Raw genomic sequence first — 24,154 nt, forward strand, 5'->3', positions numbered from 1 at the left:
GTACTTGATGATAATTTTTAACCTTATTATTTTCTTTCAATATTATTCAAATTTAGGTTGTAAGTTGTAAATCTCATTAATACATATAAATTAATAATATTTTGGAATGGGTGTCTGTGATAGCATTCTCCTTTTACCAAACTTATTGTACAATAGAAACAAGGGGGAGATTAGTTTGAAGGCAAGTCTTTTACAAGAACAAAGCTTACGTTTGGCAATGACACAAGAGTTAAGGCAAGCGATTACAATGCTCCAGTATAATGTGCAAGAATTATCGGAGTTTTTGTATGAGCAATCGTTAGAGAATCCCCTTATTGAGTTAGGTGGTTTTGAGAGGGAGAAGAAAAAGAGCTCTAACAACAGTAAAAGTACCAGCAAACAAGTCGAGAATCAGATGGAGATCTACAGTGTGGATTCTACAACGATTCAGCAACATTTATTAAATCAAATACAGTATTATAAAATAGATGAAGAAGAGCGAAAAGTAGCTTCTTTCATTATTATGAACATGGATGGAAATGGATATTTACAAGAAACGAATGAAGAGTTAGCAGAGCTCCTTTCTGCGCCCATTCATGTAGTCGACCGCTCTGTAGAGCTTGTCCAATCACTGGAACCAGCAGGGGTAGGGGCGCGTAATATTCAGGAATGTTTAACTTTGCAATTGAAGCGCTTACAAAGACGTAATGGATTAGCAGAAGAGGTTGTAGAAGATCATTTCTCTTATTTCGTGAAGAAAGATTGGCGAAAGCTCGTTCAAGTGTTGAAGTGTAGTAATGAGGAATTGCAGAGTGCGGTAAATTGTATAACGTCATTACAACCAAAACCTGGTCTTGCGTTTTCTTCAGATAAACCACTTTACATTGTACCTGATATGGCGGTGAAAAAAGATGGCGATCGCCTCATTTTACAAATGAATGAGAGAAATATGCCGAGAATTGAAATTCACTCTGAATATAGTGCGCTTCTTAATAATAGTGAAAGTGAAGTAGCATCTTACGTATCAGAAAAGTATCAGCATGTGCAGTGGATTATGCGTAGTTTGAAGCAGAGAAAACAGACATTGCTGCAAGTAATGACTATTATTATGGAAAAACAACGTGATTTCTTCTGGAAAGGTCCAGAGTATTTAAGACCTCTCGCTTTAAAAGAGGTAGCGGAAGAGTTAAGTGTGCATGAATCGACAATTAGTCGTGCGACGCGAAATAAATATGTTCAAACACCACACGGTTTATTTGAGATGAAATCGTTCTTTAGCAATGCCGTTTCGACGACTGAAGATGAAGCAGTTTCTACAAAACGTGTAAAACAATTTATTCAAACGCTAATTGGGGCAGAGGATAAGAAAAAGCCACTTTCAGATCAAAAGATTTCAAAATTATTAGAAGAAGAGCATGAAATTGTTATTTCTCGAAGAACAGTGGCGAAGTATAGAGAACAAATGCATATCCCAGCTTCGTCATTACGAAAAACGATCGGATAGGTGAAGAAGATGAAAGTTGTACTGTATACTAAAAAAGATTGTGGCCTTTGCGTGAAGGCGAAACAAGTTTTAAAGGAAGTACAATGTGAATATTCTTTTCAAATCGAGGAAATAGATATATATGAAGATAATGACCTTTTAGAAAAATATCACTTAATGATTCCGGTTGTAGAAATGGACGGAAAACAAGTAGAATATGGTAACATTCACAAAGGTGTCATAATAAACTATATAAAGAATGCAGTTAAGAGTTGAATAAGTTTCTATCTCCTGTTACAATAATACACGTAGCAGGGATTATTTTTTTAACCTATGTGGGACACAAAATGTCACTACGGGACGTAAAGTGACCACGAAGGAAAAATGAACCGATGTAGTGAGGAGAAAAGATATGCGCTCATGGATTCAGAACACAAAAAAATTATTACCTGATCTGCTACCTGTTATGCAAACGAGAATGCAAATTCTTCAATACATTAGGCTCATGCAGCCGATTGGAAGAAGAAACTTATCAGCAAGTCTCGGTATGACAGAACGAGTATTGCGAAGTGAAGTTCAAGTTTTGAAAGAACAAAACTTAGTTCACGTCGCTTCTTCTGGAATGACTTTGACAGAAGAAGGAACAGCTTTAGTTCTTGCTTTGGAAGACTTTATGAAAGAAATTTCCGGGTTAAAGGTTTTAGAAAAGCAACTTAAGGAAACATTAGACTTGGATGAAGTTTTCGTTGTCCCTGGTGATAGTGATGAATCACCTTGGGTCAAACTGGAGATGGGCCGTGCTTGTGTGACTTGTATAAAAGACCGTCTGACAGCGAATAATATCGTTGCTGTGGCTGGAGGAACTACGCTAGCTGCTGCTGCGGACATGATGCAACTTGATTGCAAAGATTTACATATGCTATTTGTCCCAGCACGTGGTGGAATTGGAGAAGGCGTCGAATTAGAAGCCAATACCATTTGTGCCAAGATGGCACAAAATACGATGAGTAATTATCGCTTATTGTATGTTCCAGACCATGTTAGTAGCGAAGCATATGCGTCTATTGTGACAGAGCCTTCCGTGAAAGAAGTTCTTGAGTTGATTCGATCTTCCAATATCGTCATTCATGGAATAGGTGATGCGTTAACAATGGCACGTCGCAGAAGTACTTCAGAAGCAGATTGGTTAAAGATTCAGGCAAGCGAAGCAGTTGGCGAAGCTTTCGGTTACTACTTTAATGAAGAAGGAAATGTTGTTCATAAAGTAAGAACAGTTGGTATGCAACTAGAGGATTTACAAAATGTATCTCACGTTGTTGCAGTCGCTGGAGGTTCTTCAAAGGCAAAAGCAATACAGGCTGTAATTAAACAAGGGCACACTTCAATTCTAATTACAGATGAAGGTGCAGCAAAACAGTTAACAAAGGGTTTTACCCTTTAATATAATCCCCCAAGGAGGAAATTCAAATGACTAAAATTGGTATTAATGGATTTGGACGTATCGGACGTAACGTATTCCGCGCAGCTCTTAACAACTCTGAGGTAGAAGTAGTAGCAATCAACGACTTAACAGATGCTAAAACATTAGCTCACCTTTTAAAATATGACACAGTTCACGGAACTTTAAATGCAGAAGTATCTGCTAACGAAAACAGCATCGTTGTTAACGGTAAAGAAATTAAAGTTATCGCTGAGCGTGACCCAGCTCAATTACCATGGAGCGACTACGGAGTAGAAGTAGTAGTAGAATCTACTGGCCGTTTCACTAAAAAATCAGACGCTGAGAAACACTTAGGTGGATCAGTTAAGAAAGTTATCATCTCAGCTCCAGCTTCTGACGAAGATATCACTGTAGTTATGGGTGTTAACCACGAACAATACGATGCAGCTAACCACAACGTAGTATCTAACGCTTCTTGTACTACAAACTGTCTAGCTCCATTCGCTAAAGTATTAAACGAAAAATTCGGCGTAAAACGCGGAATGATGACAACAATTCACTCTTACACTAACGACCAACAAATCTTAGACTTACCACACAAAGATTTACGTCGTGCTCGTGCAGCAGCTGAAAACATGATTCCAACATCTACTGGTGCAGCTAAAGCTGTAGCATTAGTATTACCAGAACTTAAAGGTAAATTAAACGGTGGCGCTGTACGTGTTCCAACTGCTAACGTTTCTCTAGTTGACCTAGTTGTTGAACTTGACAAAGAAGTAACAGTTGAAGAAGTAAATGCAGCATTCAAAGCAGCAGCTGAAGGCGAATTAAAAGGTATCCTTGGATACAGCGAAGAGCCATTAGTATCTATCGACTATAACGGATGTACAGCTTCTTCTACAATCGATGCATTATCTACAATGGTAATGGAAGGTAACATGGTTAAAGTACTTTCTTGGTACGATAACGAAACTGGTTACTCTAACCGCGTAGTAGACCTAGCAGCTTACATGACTTCAAAAGGTCTTTAATTCTTAATTATATAAGTTATCAATGACAAAACGAGGGAGAGGGTTTGTTCCCTCTCTCTCTTCTTTCGTTTTAAAAGCAAATGTGTTAAGCTTTTGAGTGGGTTTTGTCAATCCTAACTAGTAGTCGGAGGGAAATCCAATGAACAAAAAATCAATTCGTGACGTAGATTTAAAAGGTAAGCGTGTATTTTGCCGCGTTGATTTCAACGTACCTATGAAAGAAGGCAAAATTACAGATGAAACTCGTATCCGTGCAGCTCTTCCTACAATTCAATATTTAGTAGAGCAAGGTGCGAAAGTTATTTTAGCAAGTCACTTAGGCCGTCCAAAAGGTCAAGTAGTAGAAGAAATGCGTTTAACTCCAGTAGCAGCACGTTTAGGTGAGCTTCTTGGTAAAGACGTTAAAAAAGCGGACGAAGCATTCGGACCAGTTGCACAAGAAATGGTTGCAGCAATGAACGAAGGCGACGTATTAGTTCTTGAAAACGTACGTTTCTATGCGGGCGAAGAAAAGAACGATGCAGAACTTGCGAAAGAATTTGCAGCACTTGCTGACATCTTCGTAAACGATGCATTCGGTGCAGCTCACCGTGCTCACGCTTCTACAGCAGGTATCGCAGACTACCTACCAGCAGTATCTGGTCTATTAATGGAAAAAGAGTTAGATGTACTTGGTAAAGCACTTTCTAACCCAGAACGTCCATTTACAGCTATTATCGGTGGTGCGAAAGTAAAAGATAAAATCGGTGTAATTCGTCATCTATTAGACAAAGTAGATAACTTAATCATCGGTGGTGGACTTGCTTACACATTCGTTAAAGCTTTAGGTCATGAAATTGGTCTATCTCTATGTGAAGACGACAAGATCGAACTAGCTAAAGAATTTATGCAACTTGCAAAAGAAAAAGGCGTAAACTTCTACATGCCAGTTGATGTTGTAATCACTGAGGAATTCTCTGAAACTGCAACAACTAAAATCGTTGGTATCGACTCTATCCCTTCTAACTGGGAAGGCGTGGACATCGGTCCTAAAACACGTGAAATTTATGCAGATGTAATTAAAAATTCTAAGCTTGTTGTATGGAATGGACCAATGGGTGTATTCGAAATGACTCCATTCGCAGAAGGTACAAAAGCAGTAGGACAAGCATTAGCAGATGCAGAAGATACATACTCTGTTATCGGCGGTGGTGACTCTGCAGCAGCTGTTGAAAAATTCGGTATGGCTGATAAAATGAGCCACATTTCTACTGGCGGCGGTGCGTCATTAGAATTCATGGAAGGTAAAGAGCTTCCAGGTGTAGTTTGTCTTAACGACAAATAAGTAGCAGCCAAAGAAAAAGGACGGTGCAAAGCATGCGTAAACCAATTATCGCAGGTAACTGGAAAATGAATAAAACTCTATCAGAAGCAGTTAGCTTCGTAGAGGAAGTTAAAGGTCAAATCCCAGCAGCTTCAGCTGTTGATGCAGTAGTTTGCTCTCCAGCTCTATTCTTAGAGCGCCTTGTAGCAGCAACTGAAGGAACTGACTTACAAGTAGGTGCACAAAACATGCACTTCGAAAAAAATGGTGCATTCACTGGCGAAATTAGCCCAGTAGCACTTAGCGACTTAAAAGTTGGCTATGTAGTACTTGGCCACTCTGAGCGTCGTGAAATGTTTGCTGAAACAGATGAGTCAGTAAACAAAAAGACTATCGCAGCATTTGAACATGGTTTAACACCAATCGTATGTTGTGGTGAGACTTTAGAAGAGCGCGAAAGCGGAAAAACATTTGATCTAGTAGCAGGTCAAGTGACAAAAGCACTTGCAGGTTTAACAGAAGAGCAAGTTAAAGCAACTGTTATCGCTTATGAGCCAATCTGGGCTATCGGTACAGGTAAATCTTCTTCTTCTGCAGATGCAAACGAAGTATGTGCGCACATCCGTAAAGTTGTTGCAGAAGCTGTTTCTCCAGAAGCTGCAGAAGCTGTTCGTATCCAATACGGCGGTAGCGTAAAACCAGAAAACATTAAAGAGTATATGGCACAATCTGACATCGACGGCGCTTTAGTTGGCGGTGCTAGCTTAGAGCCAGCTTCGTTCTTAGGTCTTCTGGGGGCGGTAAAATGAGAAAGCCAACAGCTTTAATCATTCTTGACGGTTTCGGACTTCGTGAAGAAACTTACGGGAATGCTGTAGCACAAGCTAAGAAACCTAATTTTGATGGTTACTGGAACAAATTCCCTCACACAACGCTTACAGCTTGTGGCGAGGCAGTAGGTCTTCCAGAAGGTCAAATGGGTAACTCTGAGGTTGGTCACTTAAATATCGGTGCTGGCCGCATTGTATATCAAAGCTTAACACGCGTTAACGTTGCAATTCGTGAAGGTGAGTTCGATAAGAACGAAACGTTCCAAAGTGCAATTAAAAGCGTAAAAGAAAAAGGTACTGCACTTCATTTATTCGGTTTACTTTCTGACGGTGGTGTGCACAGTCACATGAATCACATGTTTGCTCTTCTTCGCTTAGCAGCTAAAGAAGGCGTTGAGAAAGTATACATTCATGCATTCTTAGATGGCCGCGATGTTGGACCAAAAACAGCACAAAGCTATATCGATGCAACAAATGAAGTAATTAAAGAAACAGGAGTAGGACAATTCGCGACTATCTCTGGTCGTTATTACTCCATGGACCGTGACAAGCGTTGGGATCGCGTAGAAAAATGTTACCGTGCTATGGTGAATGGTGAAGGCCCTACTTATAAATCAGCAGAAGAGTGTGTAGAAGACTCTTATGCGAACGGTATCTATGATGAATTCGTATTGCCGTCTGTAATTGTTAACGAAGATAACACGCCAGTTGCAACAATCAATGATGATGATGCAGTTATCTTCTATAACTTCCGTCCAGACCGTGCAATTCAAATTGCTCGTGTATTTACAAACGAAGACTTCCGTGAGTTCGATCGTGGTGAAAAAGTACCTCACATTCCAGAATTCGTATGTATGACACACTTCAGTGAAACTGTAGATGGTTACGTGGCATTCAAGCCAATGAACCTTGATAACACTTTAGGTGAAGTTGTTGCGCAAGCGGGATTAAAGCAACTTCGCATCGCGGAAACTGAAAAGTATCCGCACGTTACATTCTTCTTTAGCGGTGGTCGTGAGGCTGAATTCCCAGGAGAAGAGCGTATCTTAATTAACTCACCAAAGGTTGCAACGTATGACTTGAAACCTGAAATGAGCATTTACGAAGTAACGGACGCTTTAGTAAATGAAATCGAAAATGATAAACATGATGTTATCATTCTTAACTTTGCGAACTGTGATATGGTTGGCCATTCTGGGATGATGGAACCAACAATTAAAGCAGTAGAAGCAACTGACGAATGTTTAGGAAAAGTTGTAGAAGCGATTCTTGCAAAAGATGGTGTAGCACTTATTACTGCTGACCATGGTAATGCGGATGAAGAATTAACTTCTGAAGGAGAGCCAATGACAGCTCATACAACTAACCCGGTTCCTTTCATTGTTACTAAGAACGATGTAGAATTACGTGAAGATGGTATCTTAGGTGATATCGCTCCAACAATGCTTACACTTCTTGGTGTTGAGCAACCGAAAGAAATGACAGGTAAAACAATTATTAAATAATTTGCTTATATAAAAAGGAGAGAATTTATTATGTCAACAATTATTGATGTTTATGCTCGCGAAGTACTTGACTCTCGTGGTAACCCAACTGTAGAAGTAGAAGTTTACACAGAAAGCGGCGCTTTCGGACGCGCTATCGTACCAAGTGGTGCATCTACTGGTGAGCACGAAGCAGTAGAATTACGTGACGGTGACAAATCTCGTTACCTTGGTAAAGGTGTTGTTAACGCAGTAAACAACGTTAACGAAATTATCGCTCCAGAAATCGCTGGTTTCGATGTAACTGACCAAGCTGGTATTGACCGTGCTATGATCGAATTAGATGGCACTCCAAACAAAGGTAAACTAGGCGCTAACGCTATCCTTGGTGTATCTATGGCAGTAGCTCACGCAGCAGCTGACTTCGTAGGTCTTCCATTATACCGTTACCTTGGTGGATTCAATGCAAAACAATTACCAACTCCAATGATGAACATAATCAACGGTGGTTCTCACGCTGATAACAACGTTGACTTCCAAGAGTTCATGATCTTACCAGTTGGTGCTCCAACATTCAAAGAATCAATCCGTATGGGTGCTGAAGTATTCCATGCACTTAAAGCTGTATTACATGACAAAGGTCTTAACACTGCAGTAGGTGACGAAGGTGGATTCGCTCCAAACCTTGGTTCTAACCGTGAAGCTCTAGAAGTAATCATCGAAGCTATCGAAAAAGCTGGTTACAAAGCTGGCGAGAACGTATTCTTAGGAATGGACGTTGCTTCTTCTGAGTTCTACAACAAAGAAACTGGTAAATATGACCTTGCAGGCGAAGGCCGTACTGGCTTAACTTCTGCAGAAATGGTTGATTTCTATGAAGAGCTTTGCAAAGACTTCCCAATCATCTCTATCGAAGATGGTTTAGACGAAAACGACTGGGATGGTCACAAATTATTAACTGAGCGTATCGGTGATAAAGTACAATTAGTTGGTGACGATTTATTCGTAACTAACACTCAAAAACTTGCTGAAGGTATCGAAAAAGGTATCTCTAACTCAATCTTAATTAAAGTTAACCAAATCGGTACTTTAACTGAGACTTTCGAAGCTATCGAAATGGCTAAACGTGCTGGTTACACAGCAGTTGTATCTCACCGTTCTGGTGAAACTGAAGATGCTACAATCGCTGACATCGCAGTTGCAACTAACGCTGGCCAAATCAAAACTGGTTCTATGAGCCGTACTGACCGTATTGCTAAGTACAACCAATTATTACGTATCGAAGACGAGCTAGGCGAAGTAGCTGTTTACGATGGTGTAAAATCTTTCTATAACATCAAACGATAATTGTAGAAAATAAACGACAGACCGTGAGAAATCACGGTCTGTTTTTTTATGCTAAAATTGTTCACCCGTCATAAGTGACATGAAATGTTTGAAGAAGCGGTTATAATCAAAATCAATTGCTATTTGATGACTCGGCCAATCAATAAATGGTTTAGATTCTCCTAAAGAGCGAAATTCTCCAATGCTTGCCCCCTGTGCATAAGATTCTGTCATGACAACGATAGGTGATTTGTGATAGGTAAACATAGAGTTATCAAGTAAAGCGAGTATTGGTATTGTGTCATGGAAGGGGCTCCCCTTTAAATGTGGTAGGGCGTCTTTATAATATCCGTAGTAATAATGATCAAATAACGGTTTGACAAGTGGAGCTTTTCCTTTTGCCTCAATGTATTCTGCCATTTCTGGTGTAATGATGGAGTATTGAGTGACGTTTAATGGGTATATGTACATGCTAGCTGTGGATTGAAGGACTATATTAGCGGCAGTAGGATCGCCATAAAAGTTTGCTTCGGAAATAGGGGTAACATTACCAGGATGTAAAAAGGCACCGCCCATTACGTAGTAAGATTTAACTTGCTTCATTAACTGTTTACATACGATGAATAAAATTGCTAGGGAGGTAAGTCTTCCTAAACTTACAATGATTAATTCATCTTTATACTGTTCAATAAGAGGAATGACTTCAAAAAAATTCTCCATTTCTCCGTTAGTCACATTCACCTTTGGAATAATTGGACCGAGCCCCTGTTTCCCATGTACATCCGTAAAAAACGCAGGTGGGGCACCAGTAAGGGGACGTTCTGAACCACCGAATATCTTGATATTTCTATTCTTTGTTTCGTTATTAAAAAAATGAGCATTTTCTACGGCCATTTTTTTTGGAACATTGCCGTAATCAGCAACGATACCGACAATTTCTATTTCATCGATAAAGAATGCTAAGAGGAGAGCCATCGTATCATCAATCCCAGGATCACAAAAAATGAGAACTTTTTTGGGCATATGTTCACCACCTATCTTGTTTATCCCGTACAAACCAGCTTGGTGAGGGCTAATAATCAATAAGGATGAGGGGAATCTCATTGATTAAAGTTTCACTTTATATATATGTAAGTTTAAGAATAAAAAGATTATTTTATTGAAATAATAGTCTTTTAAATTCAGAAAATAAAAACTTTTTATATTAGGTCAAGGTTTTTGACGTAATTTTCGTTTAGAAATGCAGTCATATCAAGGTTGTAAGCGTATAACATAGGCTGTTTTTGCTGTCAAGTTGATAAATTGCAGCTTTTTACAATTTATACTATGATAAAGATATTAACAGAAGATCGTATAAACATGAGGGATGATGAACATGAAATTTACAAAGATTCTTGTCCAAATTGCTGCTCTTTACGTTTTTTATATGGTTGGAACTTGGGTACAAGAAATGTTAAATATTCCGATCCCAGGAAGTTTGATTGGAATGTTCCTCTTACTTGTTTTACTTAGCCTAAAAGTTCTTCCAGTGAAATGGTTCGATTTAGGAGCAGAAACACTCGTTGCTATTATGCCGTTTTTATTAATTCCGCCAACGCTTGGCCTAATGAATTACGGTGCTTTTTTTATGAGTAAAGGAATTTCTCTTTTCATTACAGTTGTAGCGAGTACATTTTTAATTATTATTGTCGCAGGACATACAGGACAATATCTTGCGAATAGGAAGGAAAGAGAGTCGCGATGAGCCAAATATTAATCGGAGTCGGTTGGGTTCTTTTTACGGTGCTATTATATCAATTATCTAAAAAAATCTATAAATTATTTCCAACACCATTCACCATTCCAATGCTTGTAGCAACTGGATTAATGGCTTTCTTATTTATCGTGCTTGATATACCATATCAACATTATATGGAAAGTGGTGGTGGCTGGATTGCAAAGTTACTTGGACCCGGTGTTGTAGCATTTGCAATTCCTCTTTATAAACAACGTCATGTTCTGCAAAAATATGTTGTACCGATTGCTGGTGGTGTATTAGTAGGTACAACAGTTGCAATCGCTAGTGATTTTGCGATTGCTTCACTTATGGGAACGGATAAAAGCTTAATCTTATCGTCTTTACCAAAATCGGTGACAATGCCAGTTGCGATGAGTGTTTCAGAGCAAGTCGGTGGTGTACCTTCCTTAACAGCAGCTTTCGTTGTTATCGCAGGTATTACTGGAACGATTACAGGACCCCTTTTATTAAAATGGAGTCGTGTTACAAACTCAGTTGGTAAAGGTATCGGATTTGGATGTGCTTCTCATATTATGGGTGTTATGAGAGCGATGAAAAATAACGAACATGAAGGTGTTATTGGATCGGTAACAATGACATTAACAGCAATTTTGACATGTTTACTTGGACCGTTATTTGCGATGATGTTTATGTAATAGAAGAAAAGCGAGAGCGCCTCTATAGCTCTCGCTTTTCTATAGAATTTATGCTACAGTTACAATAACTGAATCTTTGTAGGAGGTACGCCAAGTGCATACGTTATTATCAGTTTTACTTATTATTGTATCGATTTTAATGATTGTTATGGTACTTATGCAGTCTAGTAATAGCTCAGGCCTTTCAGGTGCAATTTCAGGCGGTGCAGAGCAATTATTTGGTAAGCAAAAAGCACGTGGGATTGAAGCGGTATTAAACCGCATTACAATTGTTTTAGCTGTATTGTTCTTCGCATTAACAATTGGTGTTACGTACTTGAACTTATAGAATTGAAAGAAGAAGCGTTAGTAAAATGTACTAATGGTTCTTCTTTTTTTGTTTTGCCATTTGAAAGATGTTTCTAATTAGATTATAGAAATATAAATATGGTACACTAAGATATAGAAAGAATACGACTAGATTACAGAAGAGAAAGAGGAGAAGTACATGATGAAATTAGCATCTCCGAAACCATTTACATTTGAGGGTGGAGACCGCGCTGTTTTATTACTACATGGATTCACAGGGAACTCAGCTGATGTACGTATGTTAGGGCGTTTCTTAGAAAAGAAAGGCTACACTTGTCATGCGCCAATTTATAAAGGGCACGGTGTACCACCAGAAGAGCTTGTTCATACAGGTCCTACAGATTGGTGGCAAGATGTAACGGAGGCATATCAGCTTTTAAAAGATAAAGGTTTTGAGAAAATTGCTGTTGTTGGATTGTCACTTGGCGGCGTATTTTCTTTAAAATTAGGTTATACAGTACCGGTTTTAGGTGTAGTACCAATGTGTGCACCGATGTATATTAAGAGCGAAGAAACGATGTACCAAGGTATATTGGCATATGCCCGCGAATATAAAAAACGTGAGCAAAAATCACCAGAACAAATTGAACAAGAAATGTTGGAATTCCAAAAGACACCAATGAATACATTAAAAGCATTACAACAATTAATTGCTGACGTACGTAACAATGTGGATATGATTTATGCACCAACATTTGTTGTACAAGCACGTCATGACGAAATGATTAATACAGATAGTGCTAACATTATTTATAACGGTGTAGAATCTACGTTAAAAGACATTAAATGGTATGAAGACTCTACGCATGTCATTACACTTGATAAACAACGTGACGAGCTACATGAGGATGTATATAACTTCTTGGAGCAACTAGATTGGTAAGATCTAGTTGCCTCTTTTTTTCATAAGGAATTTTTTGTGAAAACTGTAAAAATCATAAGGGGAGTATTGAAGTTTCACTTTATACATCCCCTATCTTTCGGATACACTAAATAATATAAGGTTTTAAAGGAGGTATTTTTGCTTGGAAGAAATCATACAAGAACATATTGATAAGTTGTTATTATTTATGAGAGAAGAAGCGTATAAACCGCTAACGATACAAGAGTTAGAAGAGGCATTTGGGATTGAAGGTTCTGAGGGCTTTAAAGATTTCGTAAAGGCACTTGTAACGATGGAAGAAAAGGGACTTGTTATTCGTACTCGTAGCAACCGTTACGGTCTTCCTGAAAAGATGAATTTAATACGCGGTAAGTTAATTGGACATGCACGTGGTTTTGCATTCGTTGTACCAGATGAGAAGAAAACGGGAGACGATGACCTTTTCATACCGCCTACAGAATTAAACGGTGCGCTTCATGGCGATACAGTATTAGCACGCCTTAGTTCCCGATCGAGTGGTTCGCGTCAAGAAGGTTCAATTGTACGCATTTTAGAACGCGGAACGAAAGAGTTAGTTGGTACATATACAGAATCGAAAAACTTTGGGTTCGTTATACCTGACAATAAGCGCTGGACAAGTGACATTTTCGTATTGAAAAGTGCATCTATGGGCGCTGTAGAAGGTCATAAAGTAGTTGTGAAAATTACGAGCTATCCAGAGAATCGTTTAAGTGCAGAAGGTGAAGTTATTCAAATTCTAGGTCATAAAAATGATCCAGGAGTAGATATTTTATCTGTCATTCATAAACATCACTTGCCTTTAGCGTTCCCTGAAGAAGTGATGGAACATGCAAACAGTGTACCAGAAACGATTTCAGAAGAAGATTTAAAAGATCGCCGTGATCTACGTGACCAAATGATCGTAACGATTGATGGTGCAGATGCGAAAGACTTAGATGATGCTGTTACAGTAACGAAGCTCGAGAACGGTAACTACAAGCTTGGCGTTCACATTGCGGACGTAAGTCATTACGTTCAAGAAGGTTCTCCAATTGATGTTGAAGCAGCGGAAAGAGCGACGAGTGTGTATCTTGTTGACCGTGTAATTCCGATGATTCCACACCGTCTATCTAACGGGATTTGTTCATTAAATCCGAAAGTAGACCGTCTGACATTATCTTGTGAAATGGAAATCAACAACTTAGGTGATGTTGTTAAACACGAGATTTTCCAAAGTGTGATTAAAACAACAGAACGTATGACGTATGCTGACGTAAGAAGCATTTTAGAAGATGAGGACGAAGAGTTAATTAAGCGTTATGAGCCGTTAGTACCGATGTTTAAAGAGATGGGCCAATTGGCACAAATTTTACGTGAAAAACGTATGCGCCGTGGTGCAATTGACTTTGACTTTAAAGAAGCGAAAGTATTAGTGGATGAAGAAGGAAAACCGACAGACGTTGTCATGCGCGATCGTTCTGTATCAGAGAAGTTAATTGAAGAATTTATGCTTGTTGCGAATGAAACAGTAGCAGAGCACTTCCACTGGATGAACGTACCATTCATGTACCGTGTCCATGAAGATCCGAAAGAAGATAAGCTTGAGCGTTTCTTCGAGTTTGTAACGAACTTCGGATATGCAGTAAAAGGACGTGCGAATGAAGTGCATCCTCGCGCGCTACAACAAATTCTTGAAATGGTTCAAGGACAGCCAGAAGAAGTAGTTATTTCAACAGTTATGCTTCGTTCTATGAAGCAAGCTCGTTACGATGCGGATAGTTTAGGACATTTCGGTTTATCAACTGAGTTCTACACACATTTCACATCACCAATTCGTCGTTACCCAGATACAATTGTTCATAGATTAATTCGTGAATACATTATTAATGGTAAAGTCGACAATGAAACGCAAGCAAAATGGCGTGAAAAATTACCTGAGATTGCAGAGCACTCTTCTAATATGGAACGCCGTGCTGTTGAAGCAGAGCGTGAAACAGATGAGATGAAAAAAGCAGAGTATATGGTTGATAAGATCGGTGAAGAGTATGACGGTATGATTAGCTCTGTAACAAACTTCGGTTTATTCGTAGAGCTTCCAAATACAATTGAAGGTCTTGTACACGTTAGTTATTTAACGGATGATTACTACCGTTATGACGAGCAACATTTCGCTATGATCGGAGAACGTACAGGAAACGTATTCCGCATCGGTGACGAAATTACAATTCGCGTTATTAACGTAAACAAAGACGAGCGTGCAATCGACTTTGAAATCGTTGGTATGAAAGGCACACCTCGCCGTAAGTTCAAAGATCGTCCAGTCGTTATCGAGCAGCCAAGAACAGGCAGAAAGAAACGCGGTGGACGTAGCGAGCGCAGTAATGAGCGCGGCGGTGAACGTGGCACAGGTAGAAAATTTGACCGTGGTGGTAAAGGAAAAGGAAGAGGATCTGCATCTGCATCCGCTTCTGCTAGCCAGCCGGGAAAAAAAGATGGTAACGGTAAGAAGAAAAAAGCATTCTTCGAAAACGTACCAGGATTCAAGAAGAAAAAGAAAAAGCGTAAGTAAGAAAAGAGTGGCTTCGCTTTGATGAAAAGCGGGGCCGTTTTCTTTTTTCTTCGTGGCTTGAGAGCGAGCCACTTTCGCTTTTTATCGGAATCCAGCTACAGTGGCTAGAATGTTTGGCGGCTTCGCTTCTTCCCCAGAGGCAAAGAGCGCCTCAAGGTCAGAAGCTCCATCCACCTCACATTCTGAACGAGCCACTTTCGCTTTTTGATGGAATCCAGCTACAGTGGCTAGAATGTTCGGCGGCTTCACTTCTTCCCGAGAGGCAAAGAGCGCCTCAAGGTCAGAAGCTCCATCCATCTCACATTCTGAGCGAGCCACTTTCGCTTTTTGATGGAATCTAGCTACAGTGGCTAGAATCTGTTGGCCATTTCACTCCCTCGGACGAAGCAAAAAGCGCTTCTCTGTCGGGAGTTCCAATGTCCAAAGATTCTGAGCGAGCCACTTTCGCTTTTTATTAACATTTGTTACAATAGTAAAAATAGAGGAGGGACGTTATATGCCAAAGGGTACAGGTAAGGTTATTGCACAGAATAAAAAAGCATTTCATGATTATTTCATCGAAGAAACATACGAAGCAGGGCTTGTCCTTCAAGGAACGGAAATTAAGTCGATTCGCGCTGGACGCGTAAACTTGAAAGATGCGTTTGCACGTGTACATAATGGTGAAGTATGGGTTCATAATATGCACATTAATACGTACGAACAAGGGAATCGTTTCAACCATGATCCACTTCGTACGAGAAAATTACTTCTGCATAAAAAAGAAATTGATAAACTAGCGGGCGCTGCGAAAGAAACAGGTTACGCATTAGTTCCACTTAGAATTTATTTGAAAAATGGATTTGCAAAGATGGCACTTGGTTTAGCAAAAGGTAAGAAGCAATATGATAAACGTCACGATTTAAAAGAGAAAGAAGCTAAACGTGAAATTGCACGCGCGTTCCGTGATCGCCAAAAGATGTAATACAGATATTTACATTTGTAAAATGGAGCGCGTATGTTATAATAACTTATGTAAGGTTGTTGCACATTGAAAAACAGCTCTTAGTAGCTATCACGATATTTTCTTCGTATGCTCCATTTTTATCATGGGGACGTTACGGATTCGACAGGGATAGTTCGAGCTTAGGTTGCGAGTCGAGGGGATCGGCCTCGTTAAAACGTCAAAGCCTATAATTGGCAAACAAAACAATCTTTCTTTAGCTGCTTAATTGCACTAAAGGTTCCTCCCTCCATCGTCCATGTGGTAGGGTAAGGGACTCAAACTAAGTGGACTACGCCGGAGTTCGCCGTCTGAGGACAAAGGAAGAGAACAACCAGACTAGCAACTTGGAAGCCTGTCGATAGGCCGAAGAGTTCGCGAAATGCTAATATATCGACTACACTCGTAGAAGCTTAAGTGCCGATATTTTTGGACGTGGGTTCGACTCCCACCGTCTCCACCAATACATATTTGGTGGTTTTTTTATTTTATATAATATGAACCATAACTTTGCCAGGTTGGCGAGGTTATGGTTCTTTTTGTTTGTGGTTTTATAGAATGCTGAAGTTGATGGGACGATATCCCTGAAATAGAAAATGAAGAAATGGTTATTGACGATAAGCAGGTAGATAATATAGCTGCTAGTAAACGCCCAATTGTTGAGTTCTTATTATTTTTTCACTTTATTTGAATCTTCATATGTTTTGTGTTTTTATCCATACCTATTGTAAGATTATATAGAGTTCTCCTAATAAACTGTTTTAATGGATTATTTAGGGGTTTTAAATTTATAAATCTTAAATTATTTTTTCGGGATAATTTTTTTATCTAAATAATTTATATTGAAGTAGAGGTGAACCATCGGTGAAGCAGGTGTTGGTGATTAAAAATGAACGGTCTTCAGCAAAGAAAATCGTAAGCGGTTTAACGCAAGAAGGTTACTTCATTTTAAAACTTCACAATGAAAACGAAGGTTTAAATATAATATATGAACAAGATTGGGATATTATCATATTGGATTGGGATTCATTAAGTATATCTGGACCAGAAATTTGCAGACAAATACGACTTGTTAAAACGACACCGATCATTATTGTGACTGACAATATTTCTAGTAAGGATTGCGTAGCAGGGTTACAAGCAGGAGCAGATGATTATATAAGAAAACCATTTGCGAAAGAAGAATTAGTAGCAAGAGTTCAAGCAATTTTAAGGAGAAGTGATTGTAACCAGCAAAAGGAGATAAACTTTTTTCAGTTTAAAGATCTCTTTGTTGATGCATCTAGCAATATTGTGAAAAAAGGTGGCAAAAACCTCTCGCTTACTAAGCGGGAGTACGATTTACTTGTATTTTTAATCAAGAATAAAAACACAATATTGAGCCGTGAAATGCTTTTGAATCAAGTATGGGGATATAATATAGTAGTAAATCCAAATGTAGTAGACTTATATATTGGGTATGTAAGAAAAAAGTTAAAGTGCGAGAAGAAAGAGAGATATATTCAAACGATACACGGCAGAGGCTATTCAATGATTGAATGATAAAATAAGGTAATAGAAAAAGAGTAAAACTATTTCATTCAGTTTTACTCGTTTTTTTGTTAAATGTGATAATCAAATAGTTTCTGAGAAATATTAATAGATGAAAACTGTAAAAAGAATATTTCTATCAGGCAATGGATTATGAAAACATTAGCTATTAATGAGCATCTTTTGGGTAGTGTGGAGGGGACGAGTTGAGACCAGATCTACTGAAAGTGTCTACTCGAAAAAAATCGACACGCTCTGAAGAATAAAGGTTAATCAACACGCCCGACTTCATATATTACTTTGTTTGCCTGATTTTATGAATTCACACCATTCACAAGATTTTCACAGAATTAATGACTATACTAATTAACAGGATGTTCAAATGAAAATGATTATCAATAGCGATTCAATTGAATAAAAGTTACTTTCTAATTCAATCTATGGATGTCATCATTTTCGAAATAAATCACACTATAAGGAGTATACATATGAAAAAATCTATGCTTTTAAAATTAGTGAGTATTCTAGCAGTTTTCACTTTAATGTTAGTAGCTTGCTCAGATTCAAGTAAAGAAACTTCGAAGGCTAATAATAAAGATAATGGTAGTGATAAGCCAAAAACGGTTGAAATCACTGATGCTCATGGAACTGTTAAAGTCCCTGTAAACCCAAAGAATGTAGTTGCTTTGGATAACAGAACGTTTGAAACTTTATCTGATTGGGGAATTAAATTAGCGGCTGCTCCAAAGGATATCATGCCTGCTGATTCAGCATATAAAAAGGATGAAAAAGTTCAAAATATTGGGAATCACCGTGAACCAAATCTAGAAATTATTGCAGCGGCAAATCCTGAACTTGTAATTGTTGGTCAAAGATTTGCTGACCATTACGAAGAAATCAAAAAATTAGTACCAAATGCAGCAGTTATTGATCTTAATTTTGATGTTTCTGAGAAAGCTACTAAGCCTGGCGAAAACTTAGTAAAAGGACTTAAAGATTCTACAGTTACTTTAGGAAAAATCTTTAATAAAGATAAAGAAGCTAAACAATTAGTAGCTGATTTTGATAAATCTATTGAAAAAGCAAAATCTGCTTATAACGGAAAAGATAAAGTTATGAGTGTTATCGTTACTGGTGGTAATATTGGTTTTGCTGCTCCACATTCTGGTCGTGTTTGGGGACCAATGTATGAAATTTTCGGTTGGACTCCAGCGTTAGAAGTTTCAAATTCTACTGCAGGTCATAAAGGTGATGACGTTTCTGTTGAAGCTATTGCACAAACAAATCCTGATTGGATTTTCGTATTAGATCGTGATGCTGCAACATCTGATGCAGCTAAGTCAACACCTGCTAAGGATGTTATTTCTAAATCACCTGCTCTTCAAAACACAACTGCTGTTTCTAAAAAACAAGTTATTTATGCACCAGAAGATACTTACACGAATGAATCAATTCAAACTTATATAGAGTTATTTGGAAATATGGCAAAAACTTTAGCTAAGTAGTGTAAAGGAGTACGAAACAGTGTCAAAAAATATGATTTCTAGGGTTGAGAATATTTCTCAACCCCAGTTTTATAATCAAAATAAAATATGGACAAAACCTTTTATAATAGCAGTTATAGTTGTTATAATTTTAGGGATTATATCACTGTTTACTGGAGTTTATGATATACGTGGACAAGAGGACGGGACAGAGATGTTTTTCATAACTCGTGTTCCGAGAACAGCTGCATTAATGCTTACTGGAGCTGCGATGGCGATGGCAGGGCTCGTCATGCAACTCATTACACAGAATCGCTTTGTTGAACCTACTACAACGGGGACTATTGAATGGTCAGGCTTAGGCCTGCTTTTTGTGTATTTATTATTTCCTGCCCCGACTTTAGTTCAAAGAATGACTGGTGCAATCATTTTTTCTTTTATAGGAACTATGATTTTCTTTCTATTTTTAAGAAGAGTTAAGCTTCGTTCGTCTTTAATTGTTCCGATTATTGGATTGATGCTTGGAGCAGTAATTTCTGCAGTGTCTACTTTTTTAGGACTCCTTTTTCAAAAGACGCAAAGTATTGAAACTTGGTTTGTAGGTTCATTTGCTAACGTTCAGGTCGGAAGATATGAATATTTATGGCTGATTGTTATCATTACTTTTCTTATTTTTATGTATGCTAACAGATTGACTTTAGCTGGACTAGGAGAAGATGTCGCAACAAGTCTTGGAGTTAATTACAATAGAATTGTTCTTTTTGGGACTGCTCTTATCTCGGTTGCAGTTGGAATTGTTGCAGCTGTTATTGGACACTTACCTTTCTTGGGATTAATTGTGCCAAATATCGTTTCAATGTTTAGAGGTGATGACCTTAGGAGTAATTTACCTTGGGTTTGTGTGATCGGAATGGGATCAATAACTGCCTGTGACATCATTTCTCGAACAATTATACAGCCTTTTGAATTACCTGTTTCTTTAATACTTGCAACAGTGGGAGCAGTCGTGTTTATTACTATTTTATTGAGACAAAGAAAACCAAGGAGGCTACGATGATCACATTAGAATATAGAAAAAAAGAAAATGTCGAAATCGATTCTAGCCTTCATAATGAAAGTAGATCAGCTAGCGCTTTTCGGTCTAAGAAGGAAGCAAGACGTTATTGGATTTTACTGATAACATTGATTGCTTTAGGTCTTCTTTCTTCATATGGACTTTTAGTTTATAACAATCCAGTTCCGATAGATTCACCTTCTTTTATCCCAGTCGTTAAGAGAAGGATAGTAGCTATTGTTGCAATGATTATTGCTGCGGTTTGCCATAGCTTGTCGACAGTTGCTTTCCAATCTATTACGAATAATAAAATTATTACTCCATCGCTTTTAGGTTTCGAATCACTTTATTCAGCAATTCAAACGAGTACAGTATTCTTCTTTGGTGCTAGTGCGTTAATAAATTTTAATGGAATTGGATCATTTTTATTCCAAGTTGTTGTTATGGTCTTCATGAGTTTGATACTTTATGGATGGTTACTTTCCGGTAAATACGGGAATTTACAACTTATGCTTTTAGTTGGAATTATTATTGGTACCGGGCTAAATTCAGTGTCAACTTTCATGAGAAAACTACTTGCGCCTTCAGAATTTGATATTTTACAAGCAAGATTATTTGGTTCTGTTAATCATGCAGATCCTGCATATTTTCCTATTGTAATTCCTATGATCATAATTGTAGCAGTATTAATTTTTGCTCATTCTAAGAATTTGAATGTTTTGTCACTAGGAAAGGATGTTGCTACTTCTTTTGGAGTTAAATACCAACCTAGTGTAATTTATACGCTTGTATTAGTAGCTATTTTAATGTCCATTTCAACAGCTCTAATTGGGCCACTTACTTTCTACGGCTTTTTAGTGGCAACTTTGAGTTATCAGGCAGCGTCAACTTATGATCATAGATATATTTTTCCGATGGCTTTTGCTATAGGATTTTTAATAATGACGAGCGCATACTTTTTAATGTATCATGTATTCCATGCTCAAGGTGTAGTTTCAGTTATTATTGAATTATTTGGTGGAATCATATTCTTAACTATAGTTTTAAGGAAGAGGGCTTTATGATAAAAATTGATAATGTTAAAAAGTTCTATACTGATAAGGTAAAAATAGGACCTTTGGATATTGAAATACCAAAAGCAGGCTTTACTTCTTTAATTGGACCAAATGGTGCTGGAAAGTCAACGACACTTTTGATGATTGGCAGACTTTTAGATATGGATGAAGGCCAAATTCAGGTAGCAAATATGGATGTTTCTGAATCCAAATCAAAAGACTTAGCAAAAGTTTTGACTATATTGCGACAAGAAAATCATTTTGTAACTAGGCTTACAGTTAGACAATTAGTTGGATTTGGGCGCTTTCCTTATTCAAAGGGAAGGTTGACTAAAGAAGATGAGGTTATCATTTCTAAATATATCGATTTCTTAGATTTAACTAGTTTAGAGAATAGATATTTAGATGAGCTTTCTGGTGGTCAAAGACAAAGGGCATATGTAGCGATGGTACTGTGCCAAGAGACGGAATATGTACTTTTGGACGAACCTTTGAACAACCTTGATGTTGCTCGTTCTGTTCAAATGATGGAGCATTTAAGACGTGCAGCTAATGAATTTGGAAGAACAATTTTGACGGTTATGCATGACATAAATTTTGCAGCTAAATACTCGGATAAAATTTGTGCTATGAAAGATGGACAAATTGCTGCTTTTGGAACAGTAGAAGAGGTTATGGACTCAACACTTTTGACAGATATTTTTGAAACAAAAATAGAGATTATTAATGGTCCTTATGGGCCGATCGCCGTTTATTAGTTATAAAATGTCTTGCGCAGATTATGCAAGCCACTCTAGTTAAAGTTGCTGTCTGTATTTTATAGGCAGCAGCTTTTTTATGTGATTACTTATAAAATGCAAAAGAATGCTTCACCTTTTCAAGTATGTACCAAACGAAAAAAATATCTCTGTATAACTTTTTAAAAGAATTCAGCTTGGTTTTTTATATGTAATATTGCATATCAGAGTGTATTGATAAAAGTGTAAGGGATCACTATAATGAGGGCATAAAGATAAATCAAAATTTCGTAGCAATAAAAAGGAGGAAATAATATGGAAATCGCAATGGCAGTTTTAAAATTTGTAGGTGGCGTAATCCCGTTAATTCAAGAACTTTTAAAAGCATTTATGTAAATTTATTAGTTAGCAATCATTATTATATTTTACTAAAAAAAGAACGGGGTGATTTTTCTGAATATTAAGAAAAACACTAAAAGAAGAAAGTTCCTTGCATGTTTATTAGTTAGTCTATGCACTATTAATTATTCATCTATTTCCTTCGCAGAAACACAAGCAAGTAATGCAACTGATGTAACCAAAAATGCTAGTGGCATTGATACTGGTATAGCAAATCTTAAATATAATAATCAAGAGGTTTTAGCTGTAAATGGTGATAAAGTAGAGAGTTTTGTTCCGAAAGAAAGTATCAATTCAAATGGTAAATTTGTAGTAGTAGAACGCGAAAAAAAATCACTTACAACGTCACCAGTCGATATTTCAATTATTGATTCTGTAGTGAATCGCACGTATCCAGGAGCTGTACAACTTGCAAATAAAGCTTTTGCAGACAATCAACCGAGTTTATTAGTGGCTAAGAGAAAGCCTTTGAATATTAGTATAGACTTACCGGGCATGAGAAAAGAAAATACAATCACTGTCCAAAATCCGACATATGGTAATGTAGCTGGAGCAGTAGACGATTTAGTATCTACTTGGAATGAAAAGTATTCTACAACACATACGTTGCCTGCAAGAATGCAGTATACGGAATCCATGGTTTATAGTAAATCGCAAATCGCAAGCGCTCTTAATGTTAACGCTAAATATCTTGATAACAGTCTAAACATTGATTTTAATGCGGTTGCAAATGGAGAGAAAAAAGTGATGGTAGCGGCGTATAAGCAAATATTTTATACGGTAAGTGCTGAACTACCTAACAATCCATCCGACCTTTTTGATAATAGCGTTACTTTTGATGAGTTAACTCGAAAAGGCGTAAGTAATTCGGCTCCACCTGTTATGGTTTCAAATGTAGCTTATGGTAGAACGATTTATGTAAAATTAGAAACAACATCTAAGAGCAAAGATGTACAAGCTGCTTTTAAAGCCTTACTTAAGGATAACAGTGTTGAAACAAGTGGACAGTATAAAGATATTTTTGAAGAAAGTACCTTTACTGCTGTAGTATTAGGCGGAGATGCGAAAGAGCATAACAAGGTTGTTACTAAAGATTTCAATGAAATCCGAAATATTATTAAAGATAATGCTGAATTAAGTCTTAAAAATCCAGCATACCCAATTTCATATACAAGTACTTTCTTAAAAGATAATGCAACTGCTGCTGTTCATAACAATACAGATTATATTGAGACGACAACTACAGAATATTCAAGTGCTAAAATGACACTTGATCATTACGGTGCTTACGTTGCTCAATTTGATGTATCTTGGGATGAATTCACATTTGACCAAAAGGGTAACGAAGTACTAACACATAAAACATGGGATGGTAGCGGAAAAGACAAAACGGCTCATTACTCTACAGTTATCCCTCTTCCACCGAACTCAAAAAATATAAAAATTGTAGCAAGAGAATGTACAGGTCTTGCATGGGAATGGTGGAGAACAATTATTAATGAACAAAACGTTCCATTAACAAATGAAATAAAAGTTTCAATTGGAGGAACAACATTATATCCAACAGCTAGTATTAGTCATTAAGTATAAAAAAAGCGCCCTATAAGTAGGGCGCTTTTTTACTTAGTCACAAATTTTATTCCTCTATTTGCCGGGCAGCCCGATTGATGAGGGCTGATTAATAATGTAATTCCTAATATAGTTAATCGGCGTTGATTTACTTCTTCACGTAAAATGGATTGAAATGAAATTCCTATTACTTGGACAAGTGTTGCTAAAAGTGTGGCAATTGGAGGAATAAAA

22 protein-coding genes and 1 other RNA gene are annotated in these 24,154 nt (G+C 37.6%); 21 read left to right on the plus strand and 2 right to left on the minus strand.

Translation table 11 applies throughout. The annotated features are described in order from the left end of the window. Positions 1-175 precede the first annotated feature (175 nt). From rpoN to eno, 8 genes are all read left to right on the plus strand, one after another. Complete coding sequence (rpoN, locus tag ACTFN4_RS16475; RefSeq protein ID WP_000647960.1) at positions 176-1,483, plus strand: RNA polymerase factor sigma-54; 1,308 nt, start codon at positions 176-178, stop codon at positions 1,481-1,483. A gap of 9 nt (positions 1,484-1,492) precedes the next feature. Next, a complete protein-coding gene (locus tag ACTFN4_RS16480; protein ID WP_000869726.1) occupies positions 1,493-1,738 on the plus strand; it encodes a glutaredoxin family protein in 246 nt (81 codons plus the stop codon). 136 nt (positions 1,739-1,874) lie between these two features. Further along, entirely contained in the window at positions 1,875-2,903 is a 1,029-nt protein-coding gene (gene cggR, locus ACTFN4_RS16485) for a gapA transcriptional regulator CggR (RefSeq protein ID WP_001258185.1), read from the plus strand. A gap of 26 nt (positions 2,904-2,929) precedes the next feature. Beyond that, the gene (gene gap / locus ACTFN4_RS16490; RefSeq protein ID WP_000161236.1) at positions 2,930-3,934 is read left to right on the plus strand and encodes a type I glyceraldehyde-3-phosphate dehydrogenase; all 1,005 of its coding nucleotides are present in this window, start codon (positions 2,930-2,932) and stop codon (positions 3,932-3,934) included. 139 nt (positions 3,935-4,073) lie between these two features. Next, positions 4,074-5,258: a phosphoglycerate kinase gene (locus tag ACTFN4_RS16495; RefSeq protein ID WP_001036350.1), complete on the plus strand. Its 1,185-nt coding sequence runs from the start codon at positions 4,074-4,076 to the stop codon at positions 5,256-5,258. 32 nt (positions 5,259-5,290) lie between these two features. Further along, complete coding sequence (gene tpiA / locus ACTFN4_RS16500; RefSeq protein ID WP_001231038.1) at positions 5,291-6,046, plus strand: triose-phosphate isomerase; 756 nt, start codon at positions 5,291-5,293, stop codon at positions 6,044-6,046. Beyond that, the gene (gpmI, locus tag ACTFN4_RS16505) at positions 6,043-7,572 is read left to right on the plus strand and encodes a 2,3-bisphosphoglycerate-independent phosphoglycerate mutase (protein WP_001231152.1); all 1,530 of its coding nucleotides are present in this window, start codon (positions 6,043-6,045) and stop codon (positions 7,570-7,572) included. Before tpiA ends, gpmI begins: the two co-directional genes overlap by 4 nt. Before the next feature lie 30 nt (positions 7,573-7,602). Next, positions 7,603-8,898, plus strand: a complete 1,296-nt coding sequence (gene eno / locus ACTFN4_RS16510) for a phosphopyruvate hydratase (protein ID WP_000103955.1) — start codon at positions 7,603-7,605, stop codon at positions 8,896-8,898. A 51-nt stretch (positions 8,899-8,949) separates the two neighbouring features. Here the strand turns inward: eno and ACTFN4_RS16515 are convergent, their stop codons facing one another. Next, entirely contained in the window at positions 8,950-9,900 is a 951-nt protein-coding gene (locus tag ACTFN4_RS16515) for a nucleoside hydrolase (protein ID WP_224201254.1), read from the minus strand. A gap of 352 nt (positions 9,901-10,252) precedes the next feature. On the opposite strand from ACTFN4_RS16515, the gene ACTFN4_RS16520 reads away from it, so the two are divergent. From ACTFN4_RS16520 to rnr, 5 genes are all read left to right on the plus strand, one after another. After that, positions 10,253-10,621 (plus strand): CidA/LrgA family holin-like protein, encoded by a 369-nt coding sequence (locus tag ACTFN4_RS16520; RefSeq protein WP_000673222.1) that lies wholly within the window; start codon positions 10,253-10,255, stop codon positions 10,619-10,621. Next, positions 10,618-11,310, plus strand: coding sequence for an LrgB family protein (locus ACTFN4_RS16525; protein ID WP_000078309.1), 693 nt, complete (start codon positions 10,618-10,620; stop codon positions 11,308-11,310). The genes ACTFN4_RS16520 and ACTFN4_RS16525 overlap by 4 nt, the downstream gene beginning before the upstream one ends. A 94-nt stretch (positions 11,311-11,404) precedes the next feature. After that, positions 11,405-11,638 carry a preprotein translocase subunit SecG gene (gene secG / locus ACTFN4_RS16530; RefSeq protein ID WP_000557262.1) on the plus strand — a complete coding sequence of 78 codons (234 nt, stop codon included), beginning with the start codon at positions 11,405-11,407 and terminating at the stop codon, positions 11,636-11,638. A 162-nt stretch (positions 11,639-11,800) separates the two neighbouring features. After that, a complete protein-coding gene (gene estA, locus ACTFN4_RS16535; RefSeq protein WP_000761986.1) occupies positions 11,801-12,541 on the plus strand; it encodes a carboxylesterase in 741 nt (246 codons plus the stop codon). 142 nt (positions 12,542-12,683) lie between these two features. Further along, positions 12,684-15,110 (plus strand): ribonuclease R, encoded by a 2,427-nt coding sequence (gene rnr, locus ACTFN4_RS16540; RefSeq protein ID WP_439962546.1) that lies wholly within the window; start codon positions 12,684-12,686, stop codon positions 15,108-15,110. 81 nt (positions 15,111-15,191) lie between these two features. Here rnr and ACTFN4_RS16545 read toward each other — a convergent pair whose 3' ends face one another. After that, positions 15,192-15,428, minus strand: coding sequence for a hypothetical protein (locus ACTFN4_RS16545; protein WP_322211362.1), 237 nt, complete (start codon positions 15,426-15,428; stop codon positions 15,192-15,194). A gap of 178 nt (positions 15,429-15,606) precedes the next feature. Here ACTFN4_RS16545 and smpB point away from each other — a divergent pair, with 178 nt between their 5' ends. From smpB to alo, 8 genes are all read left to right on the plus strand, one after another. After that, complete coding sequence (smpB, locus tag ACTFN4_RS16550) at positions 15,607-16,074, plus strand: SsrA-binding protein (RefSeq protein WP_001123919.1); 468 nt, start codon at positions 15,607-15,609, stop codon at positions 16,072-16,074. 126 nt (positions 16,075-16,200) lie between these two features. Continuing rightward, positions 16,201-16,555: a transfer-messenger RNA gene (ssrA, locus tag ACTFN4_RS16555) on the plus strand. A 401-nt stretch (positions 16,556-16,956) separates the two neighbouring features. Continuing rightward, positions 16,957-17,634, plus strand: a complete 678-nt coding sequence (locus ACTFN4_RS16560; RefSeq protein WP_000815816.1) for a response regulator transcription factor — start codon at positions 16,957-16,959, stop codon at positions 17,632-17,634. A gap of 476 nt (positions 17,635-18,110) precedes the next feature. Further along, positions 18,111-19,127, plus strand: a complete 1,017-nt coding sequence (locus ACTFN4_RS16565) for a siderophore ABC transporter substrate-binding protein (RefSeq protein WP_000749449.1) — start codon at positions 18,111-18,113, stop codon at positions 19,125-19,127. Positions 19,128-19,146: 19 nt separating this feature from the next. Continuing rightward, positions 19,147-20,163 carry an ABC transporter permease gene (locus ACTFN4_RS16570; RefSeq protein WP_410989325.1) on the plus strand — a complete coding sequence of 339 codons (1,017 nt, stop codon included), beginning with the start codon at positions 19,147-19,149 and terminating at the stop codon, positions 20,161-20,163. Beyond that, complete coding sequence (locus ACTFN4_RS16575; protein ID WP_000631245.1) at positions 20,160-21,224, plus strand: iron chelate uptake ABC transporter family permease subunit; 1,065 nt, start codon at positions 20,160-20,162, stop codon at positions 21,222-21,224. The genes ACTFN4_RS16570 and ACTFN4_RS16575 overlap by 4 nt, the downstream gene beginning before the upstream one ends. After that, positions 21,221-21,973, plus strand: coding sequence for an iron ABC transporter ATP-binding protein (locus ACTFN4_RS16580; RefSeq protein ID WP_000590071.1), 753 nt, complete (start codon positions 21,221-21,223; stop codon positions 21,971-21,973). Before ACTFN4_RS16575 ends, ACTFN4_RS16580 begins: the two co-directional genes overlap by 4 nt. Before the next feature lie 423 nt (positions 21,974-22,396). Beyond that, entirely contained in the window at positions 22,397-23,935 is a 1,539-nt protein-coding gene (gene alo, locus ACTFN4_RS16585; RefSeq protein ID WP_000576727.1) for an anthrolysin O/cereolysin O family cholesterol-dependent cytolysin Alo, read from the plus strand. Positions 23,936-24,154: the final 219 nt, after the last annotated feature.

This window comes from Bacillus cereus group sp. MYBK95-2 (assembly GCF_051915225.1).
GTDB lineage: Bacteria > Bacillota > Bacilli > Bacillales > Bacillaceae_G > Bacillus_A > Bacillus_A cereus.

Excerpts from the sequence above, each read along its gene's own strand:
- ACTFN4_RS16480 (WP_000869726.1), top strand. The coding sequence starts at position 1,493 with ATGAAAGTTGTACTGTATACTAAAAAAGATTGTGGCCTTTGCGTGAAG.
- cggR (WP_001258185.1), top strand. The coding sequence starts at position 1,875 with ATGCGCTCATGGATTCAGAACACAAAAAAATTATTACCTGATCTGCTA.
- gap (WP_000161236.1), top strand. The coding sequence starts at position 2,930 with ATGACTAAAATTGGTATTAATGGATTTGGACGTATCGGACGTAACGTA.
- ACTFN4_RS16495 (WP_001036350.1), top strand. The coding sequence starts at position 4,074 with ATGAACAAAAAATCAATTCGTGACGTAGATTTAAAAGGTAAGCGTGTA.
- tpiA (WP_001231038.1), top strand. The coding sequence starts at position 5,291 with ATGCGTAAACCAATTATCGCAGGTAACTGGAAAATGAATAAAACTCTA.
- gpmI (WP_001231152.1), top strand. The coding sequence starts at position 6,043 with ATGAGAAAGCCAACAGCTTTAATCATTCTTGACGGTTTCGGACTTCGT.
- eno (WP_000103955.1), top strand. The coding sequence starts at position 7,603 with ATGTCAACAATTATTGATGTTTATGCTCGCGAAGTACTTGACTCTCGT.
- ACTFN4_RS16515 (WP_224201254.1), bottom strand. The coding sequence starts at position 9,900 with ATGCCCAAAAAAGTTCTCATTTTTTGTGATCCTGGGATTGATGATACG.
- ACTFN4_RS16520 (WP_000673222.1), top strand. The coding sequence starts at position 10,253 with ATGAAATTTACAAAGATTCTTGTCCAAATTGCTGCTCTTTACGTTTTT.
- ACTFN4_RS16525 (WP_000078309.1), top strand. The coding sequence starts at position 10,618 with ATGAGCCAAATATTAATCGGAGTCGGTTGGGTTCTTTTTACGGTGCTA.
- estA (WP_000761986.1), top strand. The coding sequence starts at position 11,801 with ATGAAATTAGCATCTCCGAAACCATTTACATTTGAGGGTGGAGACCGC.
- smpB (WP_001123919.1), top strand. The coding sequence starts at position 15,607 with ATGCCAAAGGGTACAGGTAAGGTTATTGCACAGAATAAAAAAGCATTT.
- ACTFN4_RS16565 (WP_000749449.1), top strand. The coding sequence starts at position 18,111 with ATGAAAAAATCTATGCTTTTAAAATTAGTGAGTATTCTAGCAGTTTTC.
- ACTFN4_RS16575 (WP_000631245.1), top strand. The coding sequence starts at position 20,160 with ATGATCACATTAGAATATAGAAAAAAAGAAAATGTCGAAATCGATTCT.
- ACTFN4_RS16580 (WP_000590071.1), top strand. The coding sequence starts at position 21,221 with ATGATAAAAATTGATAATGTTAAAAAGTTCTATACTGATAAGGTAAAA.